Consider the following 12135-nt stretch of genomic DNA (forward strand, 5'->3'; position numbering starts at 1 on the left):
GACTGTTCTAGATACAAAAATAGCAGCCTGGGCATGTAGCCCAGGCTGTTTTCTATTTCCTATTATTTAGCTGCTCGCAAGTAGAAACGGCTCGAGTTCTCCCAGATGCCGCCCGGCTCCAGGCTGACAAGACCAATCTCGTCTGCAGGCAGGTCAACATTTGGCGCATTAACCAGGTTAAGCTGCGGTTCGGGGCAGAAGAAGCCTTTGGTGCTGTTGTTGTTCCACACCATCCATTGCTTGAAGGCAGTGCCAACATCGTATACAAGCGACACTTGCTCGCGGGCATCCGTCAGCACCATTTGGTTGCGGCCGTTACGCGGCTCTGCCGTGTAATGGTTGTCCATGGCTTCCCAATACGTAGGAACGCCGGTGGTTTGGATGGCTTGCTCTCCTTCTGACAACGGAAGGAATTGGCCGGTAGGCAGCATGCGCTCGCTCATTTCCCAACGCTTGCCGATCGTTATCGTGAAGGAACAGTCTTCCGGCTTGCTGTTAGGCGCGAACGGAGCGTTAACAGCAGTATGGAATGCGACCATACAAGGCATAGCGTCTTGTCCTTCATTATGTACGGAAATATGCTGAAGAAGTCCTGTATCGTTTAAGGCATAACGAAGACGAAGGGTAAATACATGCGGCAGGAATTCGAAGATCGGATGCTTCTCGTCTACCGACAGTTTTAGAGAGACATAGCTTTCCGTTTTGTTTACGCCATAATCTTCAACGGTCCAGACTGCTGTATGGGCAAAGCCATGCAGATGGTTGCCGGTTTTCGGCTCGTTGATCGGGAAGGTATACGTTCTGCCATTAAATTCAAAACGGCCGTCTTCATAACGGTTAGGCGGGAACAATACCGGAATGCCATGAACGCCGGGGCTTGCCTTGAAAGCTTCCATTTCTTGCTCGGCAGGCTCGCGGAGAATATGATAACCTTTGCTTGTGTCGCGGAAGGCGATCAGATTCGCGCCAACTTCCGGCAGCACAGCAGCTTCATAAGAGCCCCATTGGAGCCATACAGCTTTCTCGCCTTGGTATAATTCCTCAAATGCTTTTCCTTGCGTGCTCATGATACTGCCTCCTTATTATCAACCTTCCATTAGAATAACAGGATGGTCTTGAACAGACAACCGCCGCATTCCCGGAATGGAAATGCGGCGGTTGTCTGTTCAAGTCGAGCTTATGGCGTTATTCGCAGCTCGTTGTTAATTTCGCGCTGTGTGAATAGCTGCTGCAGCACGTATTGTTTACGTCTAGGTACCGGTACTTGCTTCGATTCATGATACTCGGAGCCAAAGTATACGACGCCGCCGGCAATGGACTTGATCTTGCCGATATTAATGTAGCAATTCGTATTCACCGGATAAAAGCTGCTATTTGCGGTTAGCTGCTGAATCTGCTCGGCAGTCATTCTCTTCTTTATGTTGTAGTTTCTGCCGTGAAAGCTGACTAAACCAAGAGTACCAAGCTTGAAGTAAAGCACATCCGATTCCAGTTCGAAATCCTCATAGACATTCCGGCCGCTCAGCGTAGTATTCATCATTCCGATTCCCCCTTAGAAATGTGAACTACTGATTTGATAGCGCTTACATTATATCACGCCTATTCATGGATGAAAAGACATTTTTTCTAAAGGCATTGTGAAGACGATTGGCATGTGCTATGTTCACTTTACTGTACACTACTGATTGTACTCTAATGAAGAAAGGTTGTTGAGGAATGAGCAAGAACCAGACTTTTGAAGACACTTTATACATTGGCTCTTACGGAACGGAGTCGGAAGCAACAATTCGCGTTTGCGCTTTTGACGGTGCAGCAGGCACGATTACCGTCAAACAGGAAGTTGCCGGAGTTCAGAATGCATCCTATTTGGCTGTGGACCCAGCGGGCCGCCATCTGTATGCCGTAAGCGAAACCGGCCAGACCGGAGCCGAAGCGGGAGGTTCCGTCGTATCCTTTGCGGTTGAAGAGGGAAGCGGGACGCTGACAGAGCTGAACCGCCAGCTGTCGCATGGCGCAGATCCTTGTTACATAACGGTTGATGCCGATCATCACGCTGTTCTAGTCGCCAACTATACGGGAGGCAACGCAGCACTTCTTCCTATTAAAGGAGACGGTACAATTGCACCGGCAACATCGGTTGTCCGGGAGGATGCACCGCTTGGTTCAATTACAGCACGTCAGGACGCTCCTCACGCCCACGCCATTGTTGTAAACGGCAATTATGTTTATGTAAATGATCTGGGCACTGATCTTATTCATACCTTCAAGATTGAAGACGGAACCCGGCTTGTGAAGCAAAGCTCGTGCAAGCTTCATTCAGGCGCGGGCCCACGCCATATTGTTTTCCACCAGAGCTTGTCATGCGCTTATGTGATGAATGAGCTGGATTCCACAATTACGTTGCTGAGCGTATCGGACAACGGGGAGCTGGCGCCGGTTCAAACGGTATCCGCATTGCCGGAAGGCTTCTCCGGTTACAATGATGCAGCAGATATTCATCTGTCGCCATCCGGCCGTTACTTGTACAGCTCGAACCGCGGTCATAACAGCATCGCTGTGTTTGCTGTAGATCAAGCGGATGGCAGCCTGACGCTTATTCAGAATGCTTCCTGTGAAGGCGATGCGCCTCGTAACTTCCTGGTGCTTCCCGGCGGCAGCCAGCTGCTTGTTGCCAATCAGAAGACGGGCAATATCGTATTATTCACGGTTAATCAAGAGACGGGGCTTATTCAATCAGAAGGTACTATACTCGAAGTGCCAAGCCCGGTATGCATACGTTTAGGTGCTGCCAAGCAGCTTGGATAAAAGAAAGAAGGAATTCGAATGTCCGCTAGCAATTCGGCGAAAATCTCTCCGGCTGTCAAGCTGGGGACGGTGTACTCTATTCTTTTTGCCATCAGCTCTGTCCATTTGCTTAATGATGCGATGCAATCGGTCGTATCGGCATTATTCCCGATTTTCGAAGATTCGCTTGGTTTAAAATTCGGCCAGATTGGCTGGATCGCTTTTACCCTTAACATGACCTCTTCGGTGCTGCAGCCGGCCGTAGGCTTATTGTCGGATAAGAAGCCTGCGCCTTGGATGCTTCCGGTCGGGATGGCCTGCAGCCTTGTCGGCATGGTTGGCCTTGCTTATGCGCCAAGCTTCTGGATGCTGCTGCTCGCGGTTGTCTTCGTAGGTTTTGGTTCGGCCGTATTTCACCCGGAGGGATCCCGTGTCGTATTCTTTGCTGCGGGTGAACGCCGCGGTCTTGCGCAGTCGATCTATCAGGTTGGGGGCAACTTCGGCCAGGCGCTTGCTCCGCTGATGACGATCTATATTTTTGTTCCGCTTGGTCAGCGTGGCGCAGTTCTTGGTACCTTCTTGGCCATTGCCGCAATTATCGTATTGCTCAGAGTTGTTCCATGGTACGGGGCACAGCTTGCAGCGAATGGTGCGCTCGTTAAGAAAAAGGCTGGTGCCGCCCCGGCGGTAAAGCCTTACAGCAACAAAGTGATTGCCTTCGCTCTGACGCTGCTGCTTGTTCTCGTCTTTGCACGTTCTTGGTACGCGGCCGGAATCAGCAGCTTTTACAATTTCTATATGCAGGATAATTACGGCTTGTCCATTAAAGCAGCCCAGGTACCGCTCTTTATCTTTATGGCGGCGGGTGTGCTGGGCACCTTCCTCGGAGGGATTTTGTCCGACCGGTTTGGCCGGAAACGGATGATGCTCTTCTCGATTGCCGGCTCTGCGCCATTCGCCCTGCTGCTGCCGCATGTATCGCTTGGCTGGGTTTATCCGGTTATCTTCTTGCTTGGATTTATCCTGCAATCGGGCTTCTCGGTCAGCGTCGTTTATGCGCAGGAGCTTCTGCCGGGCAAGGTAGGCATGGCGTCAGGACTCATTACGGGTCTTGCCTTTGGTATGGGCGGACTTGGTTCGATCGTACTCGGAACCGCAGCTGATCACTACGGCATTCTGGATACGATGGTTGTCTGCAGCTTCCTTCCGTTGATCGGCCTATTATCTATTTTGCTTCCGAAAGATCGTAGAGAATAAAGATGACAAAAGTTTGGCTTCGAGTCAAAAATCAGGGTATTGCCAGGCTGGTAAGGAGACTGCCGCAATCGAACGTGTTTTGCTGGCACCGGGGCGCTGTCGCGTGACCATTAAGGCCGAAGGCGGTCCTCTGACAGTTGAGTGGGTTAGGCTGGAGGCCTAGTAATATTCTATTAAACGGTAACATTTGACAAAAAATGATAGTATACGCTATTATAAAAATAATTTTTGAGCGAAGCACGCCAAAAGCCTTACGGGTTTTTTGTGTGCTTTTTTGCTATACAAATATGCGTATGCGGGGGAAGCAGGCAATAACCAGGGGCTTAAGAGAGCTTGAAAATCGTAGAGGAGATGATAGATTGTGAGAAAAGCATGGGTTTCTATTGTACTGGCAAGTGCGGTTACGGCGGGGAGTATTGTTGGATTGGGATTGACCGGTAGCGGACAAAGTGCCGAGGCAGCAGCCAAGCCTTCGTTCACCGATATTGACGGACATTGGGCGGAATCATCCATTGAGACGGCGGTTCAAGCGGGCATATTGAATGGTTATTCAGATGGCACATATAAACCGAACAATACGATTACCCGTGCTGAGCTGCTAAAAATGATGGCTATGACATTCAAGGTTGAAGTGGGTACGGGGGGTTCCACCTGGTATGCGCCTTATCAAACAGCTCTGGCAAAAGCCGGTGTCTATATGGAAGGTGACTATCCGGGTAATCTGAACAATCCTGCGACACGTAACGAAATGGCCAAGCTGGCCGTGCGGGGCGAGTATGCGGAATACCGGAACAAAAAGCTGAGCGCAGCAGAGCTGATGTTCCGCGCGGTGAACAAGGGGATTTTGTCCCGTTCCGGGACGAAGGCAGAGACAATTAACACAGAAGGCACGACGACTCGTGCGGAAGCCGCGGTACTAGTAACACGGTTGCTTAAGCTGGCTAACGGCGGAATGCTGACGGTTGACCAAGGTGCGTCCAGCGCAGCGGAGATTGCTTGGCATCGGCATAATATGATTACGATGTTTAATCAGAATGATCTGGTGAAGCTGCCTTATTCGGTGGATATAAGTAAGAAGTATAACGTGACGATTGATAAGTTGATTATCCTGGATCCTGCAGATACGAAGGGGTATTATGCGGAGTATTTGAAAGGGACAACATATTTCCCGGCAGACCAATCACTTAAGCCAAGTGATCAGTATATCTTCGCTTATAAAATAATCGGAAAAAACCTAGTAGCTGATGGTTCGGGACAAATTATGCGTACAAGCTTTGAAATGTATACAGAAGGTAATACAGGTACAATTTTGCTAGGAGATCCATTTGTTTATGAAGATGGTAAATTAATTGAAAGAGCGGGATTATTCTATAACAATCAAGAGTTTGCTTTCCACAAAATGAACAGTACAGCACACAACTTTGTCTTTAAGACAGTTTCTAAGAAATATATCCAATCTCAAATTCAGAAATATGGCGGGGTATCAATTCATTTAATCCCTTATAATGTAGCGCTAGGAAGTGGAGAACAAATTTATCTGACGGGTGTCAAAGGTAAATGAATGATTTCAAAAAATTAACACTATCGATCATTCTTGTATTAGCTATATTAAGTAGTTTGTTCAATATCGCTCCAAAAGCTAACGCTGCGACTAGTCAATCAGTAGCACAAACTAAATCGTTAACATTTAAATCGAGTGAGAAATATAACGCGAGCGCTACTCTGCCAAACATATCTGTTTCTTTGTCTGTACCTGCAGGATACAAACCCAAATCATATCAGTTGTGGATGATGGTAGCAAATAGTAGCGGAAAGTTAACACTAACTCAACAATCAACTGGGGCGGTTAGTAGTAACAATTTAGTATTAAATAATGTAAAGGGAACGAAAATTAAACTTACTGCTAGTGGACAGCCTTCAGAAATGTACGCTGTAATCAATCGAAGATCAAATGGTAAGCAGTGGATTATTGAAGGGAATGGAGTAGGTCCTTATAATGTAACGCCTCAGTCTGGTGATTCATGCTGGAGTGGAAATTTGTCAGTTTGTGCAGGATATTTGCCAGCAAAAGATGATAATGGAGTAATGATTAGTAATAAAATCAGAACAGAAGATGGGCGAATTCTTTCCGTAAGTGATGGAGTAAGTAGTCCTGTATATTTTACCTCACCAATTGATAGCTCAGATGTTTATAAAACAGGATTAGTACAGGATTCGGTTACTGTTACAAAAGCGACACCGTCCGGATATGCGCAACATAGAGTAGAGAGTTTTGGAAAAGGCACAACTGGTAAAGGTCTGTTGTCGGTATCTATACCTCCGGTTAAATCTTCAATTCTTGACAATGCAGATTGTTCAGGATGTTCAGGTAATGCAATCGCTAAACAATATACAATGGAAACAAAATTGGATTGGTCAGCAGAATCCTATTATTACGAGGGCGAAGTCCGAGTCACCTACGAACCAATCCCACCGACCAATACACCAACCGTATCCTGCGATTGCTCAGCCGAACCTGACAACATCACTTTCGCCGACAAAGACGTTCCAGTCACGGCAACGCTGACGGCTTCTCTCTCCGGAAAAGGAACAAAGGCTGTCAAGAACTGGACGGTCTATGGCCGAGCTGAAGGCGGCAGTCAATATACAACTGTAACCGTAGGGTATGGATTAGATAAGATCGAGCAGAAGTTTAACTTCACTATAGCCAAGACAAAGCTTGATGGAGTAGACAGTTATACGGAGACTTGGGTGATGCGAGCACGTGTGAATTTCACCGATGGTACAACGGCCGAGCAGCCGATTGAATGTACGACGACCGTGACAAAGCCGGGAGCGGAGACGCCAAATCCCGGAGCAACACCAACTCCGCCGCCGGCTCCACCTGTCACTGCGGATATTGAGTTTATACCTAAAACCATTATTACAGGTGACACATCAACACTAGATAATAACTCTGATGGTTATTCATCCATGAGCTGGACGTTCACAAGCAACTTGCAAGAGGTCATAACGGATGACAGTCAATATCGATACCCTAATGTGAAGTTTGACAAACCTGGCTTCTACCAAGCAAAAATAATGGTTACCAACGGCACAGAGACGAAGTGGGACACAGCTTCGCTGCAGGTCCTTAATCCAAAGCCGGTTGCCGTGGTAACAGGGCCAACTAAGGTGATTCAAGGACGGGATTTTTCGAGCATCTTCCATCTATATAATTCTTACACACCGCTAGCTGATCGTGGCGTAACCATTGATTTTACTAAGGATCAAATGCGATACAAGAAGGTCAGTGATCCTGGATATACCGTTGGCTGGCCATCAAAAGGGCCAAGCGTTCTTGGTGATTATTCTGTAGAAGGCAAGGTTTTCGATTCTCATGGACGCGAGAGTGATTGGGGGACCCATCTCTTCGAAGTTGTTCCCGATCAGCCGCCAATCGTAAGCATCATGGCTCCGGAACAGACTTACCGATTTAACGAATCTATGGTCTATATTGATGCGGAAAGCGTGGATGGCGATAAACTCGCAAGCATGGAAATCGAAGAACGATATGACCATGATAATGATGGAAACTATGAAGAAGAGCCTTGGACAACCGTATATACTGGTCCATTTAAGGATACTTATCCCGTCACTTATACGAGTGTAGGGAAGAGACAATATCGGGTAAGCGTCACAGAGGATTATGGATTATCGGCTACTTCTGAGATAGCTGCAACAAATGTCCTTAATTATGCACCATTTGTTGATTTTGAAGTGTATGGTCTGACGCAGCAGCCAGATCAAGGGGATGACAGCGCACCGGAAGACTTAGCATATACAGGCGAGTCCATTATTCGGTCATGGAAGTTAATCCAACCTTATACGACGAGCACCAATACACCAATTGGCTGGAAAGCGAACAGCGGTGCATTACAAACCAAGAATGCCAAGATGGCTGATTTCTTTATTAAGTATCCGAATATGGGTTTAGGCGCGAATAGCCGGTCTAAATACGAATTAGCAAGTGATTTGACAAATTTACCAGGCTGGGGATTACCAACCGGTACGGTAGCTGTTCCGTATATCTATGCTGGTCATCGGTTGTATTCTCGTGAAGGTGACTACATGGTTGAACGGAATGCCAAAAACGGAACGGAACTAAGAAAGTTTTCTTTGAGTGCGGTTAGCGGTTTTGACTATTTAGGAGCAGACAAAAATGAGAATTTTTATTACGGCGCGAATGTAGATCCGGCCTCTGGTAAATATGCGGTTAAAAAGATCAATAATCAAGGAGAACTGGTTGGCAGCTACGATATTCCAACTCACGTCGGCAATTATAACATGTTGACCTTTGAAGTCTCTGATGACGGGAAATACATTTATAGTTCATGGCGGTTTAGAAATCCAAGCGATAATTACTATTACACCATCCACGCCATAAAGTATTCCATGGTGGACAAGTCCATTCAGTGGGATGTTAAGACGGGGGATTTGGAGTACAGTCCTACCTTCTTGCAGAACTATAAAGGGGTTATCGATTCGGATGGTGACTTCTATTTAACGTGGACTACGCAAACGACCTATGATGGTTATGAGTTTTATGCGATGGCTGTCAATGGCAATACGGGAGCCATGGGATATCAATCGAGAGGGACTTACAACGCTGATATATCCTATATGGTTGCTACACCTGAATTCGACTATCGCGGAGATGCAGCCAAATATTTATATTTCACGGTTTCAGGTTACGCCCAGTATTCAAAAGACAGTAGTATGGGGACTAGTATTTATGGTTTTATGTTTAATAAAAAAACAGGATACCTGTCCAGGATTAGTTACCCTGATCTCCCTGATCCCACATCTTACGGCCTTGAATCTTGGAATACGTGCGAAACGTGGTGCGATAAGATGAGCTGGGAGGATACCTGGGGAGTAGGCACTCCCATTATTTATCCGGACGGTTCCGTTTACGCAACGGTTCGCTATGCGTGGGGAGATTATAAATTTGACAAGTATTTAAACCTGATCAAGAAGAACACGGAAGGTAACTTGATTCCGAATACAAAAGCTTTTTTAATGCCAAGCGGTAATATTGCTTTTCCGGATAATGGAGCGTATGCGGTATATGGTGGAGCCTATACACCTTACGTTTCAATTACAGCAAACGGAAGGGCTCCTATTGATCAGAATTATAACTACTATGGCAGTAAAACGTATCACAGTGAGGTTACGGATACGAAAGGTGACTGGCTAAGCAGCGCCTTAAAAGATCCGACCTTAAACACGTCGATTTTACCTGATGGATCTTTTTATGGATTTTCGAAGCCTGGTTCAGGATCTGGTATTCAGTATGTATTTCCATTTGTATCTGCAAGCGGCAAGAGCGATTATCCAAAAGTAATCGATAATAACACCATTGAAGTTGTTGATTCAACTTGGGCTGGCCTATGGTATGATCCGGCAACTAAGCTGAAGAACGATCGTCTTTCCTTCAATGTTGCTGTCAATGACGCAACAAATGATAAGCCGGTTGGTGCTGCAATTCATGTTCAGGACGGCAAGAATATGTACGCAGCGGAGTGGACCAGGGACAGGCTTACACTATACAAGGTTGGAGCAGGCTCAAAAACGGTGCTTCAATCAGTGGATTTTCCAAGAGCTCCATTCATCACGTATCCGTTTGAACTTGAAGCCAGCAACGGCAGTTTGCGAGTCTACATCAATCACGCCAAATTAATTGAAATTTCAGACAAAACGTACAAACAAGGCTCGGCAGGTATCATGTCTATTGGTCAGCAGCAAGCGAAGTTCAGTGATGTGAAGATTAAAAACTACGGAGACTATTACGTAGAAGAGACTAAAGAATCTGTTCTGGTCGGAGAAGAGATCAAGTACGACATACTCTTTGACGACATCGAGAAGGATCCGGAGAAGTTAGAAAATTGGACCTATCAGCATGATCCAAATTATTTCGCCAACTCGCTTGGGTTAAGTGTATTTGACGGCAAAACCTTCGATACAAAGCTTTCAACGCTGGATAGGCCGGGCCTCTATAACATTACGTTTAAGGCAAAAGATAGTCCGGGAATGGATGAGTATGCGGCATGGTCTGAACCGGTAACGAAACAAATTTACGTTCACCGCCGGCCGATTGCGCAACCAGATGTCCGGTTCACTGGTATTGTGTATCCGGAAGGGGAGACGCTTAACTACACAACCTACGATACTTCTTATGACCCGGATATTCCGGATTACCTGGCAGATCGATCATTTCGGACGCGATGGGCAGATGAAACAGCTTGGACGCCCGGAAAGCGGGAGCTATACACCAGGCCTGGCGTGGAACTCATTATTCAGGAGCAAGTGCAGGATGGTTTTGGGGTATGGTCCTATTGGGTTGAAACGAGGGTCTACAAGGATGCACTCCCGCCTGCCAATCAGCACCGGCCGCAGATGATCATTACGTACCCAAGCGGCACTTTGTCCAGTCCCACTTTGCTTGGCGGCGAGCCAACCTTGCAGTGGACATACAACGATGCTGATCATGATCCGCAGGAGCAGTTCCGCTTGAAAGTCTCCTATGCGGACAACGGAGCAACGATAATGGAAGGCACGTATCCGGGTAACGACACGTCTTTCATTCTGGATGAAGGAATCCAGCAGGGGCGGAAAGTAAAAGTACAGGGCCGTGTCTATTCAAAAGGGTATTGGTCGGATGACAGCAATATCGTGTACTTTATACTGAATACGCCGCCTGTGACGCATCTGCTTTCTTTTAACGGGGCAAAAGCTTCTGCACCGGTCTATACAAATAATAATCGGCCGCAGCTTAAAGTGTCCGTGACAGATGCGGATGGACAGCCGTCGTCTAAAGTAGATTACGAAATCTTCTACAACGCTACTTCAGAGCTGGTGGCAGATACGAATAATGCAGTCAGCACAACAACCTACACGCCTCCCGCGCTGCAGGAAGGTCTTCATAACTGGAGGGCTAGAGCGAGCGACAACTTCGCTTGGGGCGGTTATTCGGAAAATGGCTATTTCTTCGTAGATACCGTTCCTCCGGATGATACGAATGAACAGCTGGAGATAAAGCCTACCTCGGTAAAAGTCACCTTTAACCCGTTCAGCGATGCAGCCCCGTCATCGGGTCATGCCTCTAGAGCGTTCTATATGCAAAAGGTTAATGAAGACGGTTCAACTACCAACATTGACTTGAATGGCAACGGAACAGCGGAATATAACATTCCTCTTCCGAATGGAACAACCAGTTACACGGTGGGAGGACTACTAACCGGAGCTAAATATCGGCTGATGGTCGTAGACTGGGACGTAGCGGGAAATATGGGGCAGTATCAATATATTTATTTCACAACGAACCGCCCGCCAACCGCTGATTTTGACTGGTCGCCAAAGCCTGTCTATGAAGGAGATACGACAGCTTTCACCACTGCGGTAGACGATCCGGATGGAAATGATCTGTCCATCATGTACAAGCTGACAAGTCCAAGCGGCGTAGCCAGAAGTTTCAACTATACGTACAAGAGGCCATATCCGACAAGCGGTCCAAGCTATCGGATGATGGAAACAGGGGAGTGGACGATGCTGCTCACCGTAAGTGACGGCATGGAAACGGTACAAACCGAGAAAAAAGTGAAGGTGCTTGCCCTTGGACTAACAGGCTACGTGAAGCATACGGAGCAATGGGATGATTACCGGAAGGAATTTAACAAGAAAGAGAGCGGCAACGAGAATTCGCCTCGGGGATATAACGTATTCTGGGCCGGAGAGAAATTCCTTCTCTCAGCGGCAACAACGGCTACGGGAACAGCTGCCAAAGCGGACCGGGTTGAGGTGAAGATGAAAAGCTACTCCACCTCACTAACCTCTACGAATAGTTCTCGTTCCAGCTGGCAAGGCGAGCTTTGGGAAAACGCGTTCTCGGATTTCAAGAAAGGACCGCTAAACTTTGAGTTTACTGCTTATTACAATAATGGGATTGTGAAGCGGGACACCGTGACAATACAGATTGAAGGAAATGTCTACGATATTGTAGGCGTGCATCGGTTGAAATAGTGAAACGAAATAAGACCCTGCGAGGGTCTTATT

Annotated in this window: 6 protein-coding genes; 4 read left to right on the top strand and 2 right to left on the bottom strand. The window is 47.0% G+C overall.

Annotation, left to right across the window (positions count from 1 at the left end; translation table 11 throughout):
- Positions 1-62: 62 nt before the first annotated feature.
- Positions 63-1067 (bottom strand): aldose 1-epimerase, encoded by a 1005-nt coding sequence (locus BM200_RS09650; RefSeq protein ID WP_091184427.1) that lies wholly within the window; start codon positions 1065-1067, stop codon positions 63-65.
- Positions 1068-1177: 110 nt separating this feature from the next.
- Entirely contained in the window at positions 1178-1540 is a 363-nt protein-coding gene (locus tag BM200_RS09655; RefSeq protein WP_091184429.1) for a LytTR family DNA-binding domain-containing protein, read from the bottom strand.
- A 176-nt stretch (positions 1541-1716) separates the two neighbouring features.
- Between BM200_RS09655 and BM200_RS09660 the strand changes: the two genes are divergently transcribed.
- The 4 genes from BM200_RS09660 to BM200_RS09675 all read left to right on the top strand — a co-directional run bounded on the left by BM200_RS09660 (position 1717) and on the right by BM200_RS09675 (position 12102).
- On the top strand, positions 1717-2805 hold the full coding sequence (locus BM200_RS09660) for a lactonase family protein (protein WP_091184432.1): 1089 nt from the start codon (positions 1717-1719) through the stop codon (positions 2803-2805).
- 18 nt (positions 2806-2823) lie between these two features.
- The gene (locus tag BM200_RS09665; RefSeq protein ID WP_091184435.1) at positions 2824-4041 is read left to right on the top strand and encodes an MFS transporter; all 1218 of its coding nucleotides are present in this window, start codon (positions 2824-2826) and stop codon (positions 4039-4041) included.
- 361 nt (positions 4042-4402) lie between these two features.
- Positions 4403-5602, top strand: a complete 1200-nt coding sequence (locus BM200_RS09670; RefSeq protein ID WP_175532816.1) for an S-layer homology domain-containing protein — start codon at positions 4403-4405, stop codon at positions 5600-5602.
- Positions 5603-6447: 845 nt separating this feature from the next.
- Entirely contained in the window at positions 6448-12102 is a 5655-nt protein-coding gene (locus tag BM200_RS09675; RefSeq protein ID WP_139230770.1) for a hypothetical protein, read from the top strand.
- Positions 12103-12135 lie beyond the last annotated feature (33 nt).

This window comes from Paenibacillus catalpae (assembly GCF_900112695.1).
Lineage (GTDB): Bacteria > Bacillota > Bacilli > Paenibacillales > Paenibacillaceae > Pristimantibacillus > Pristimantibacillus catalpae.

Coding starts and splice junctions, on each gene's coding strand:
- BM200_RS09665 (WP_091184435.1), top strand. CDS start 2,824: ATGTCCGCTAGCAATTCGGCGAAAATCTCTCCGGCTGTCAAGCTGGGG.
- BM200_RS09650 (WP_091184427.1), bottom strand. CDS start 1,067: ATGAGCACGCAAGGAAAAGCATTTGAGGAATTATACCAAGGCGAGAAA.
- BM200_RS09660 (WP_091184432.1), top strand. CDS start 1,717: ATGAGCAAGAACCAGACTTTTGAAGACACTTTATACATTGGCTCTTAC.
- BM200_RS09655 (WP_091184429.1), bottom strand. CDS start 1,540: ATGATGAATACTACGCTGAGCGGCCGGAATGTCTATGAGGATTTCGAA.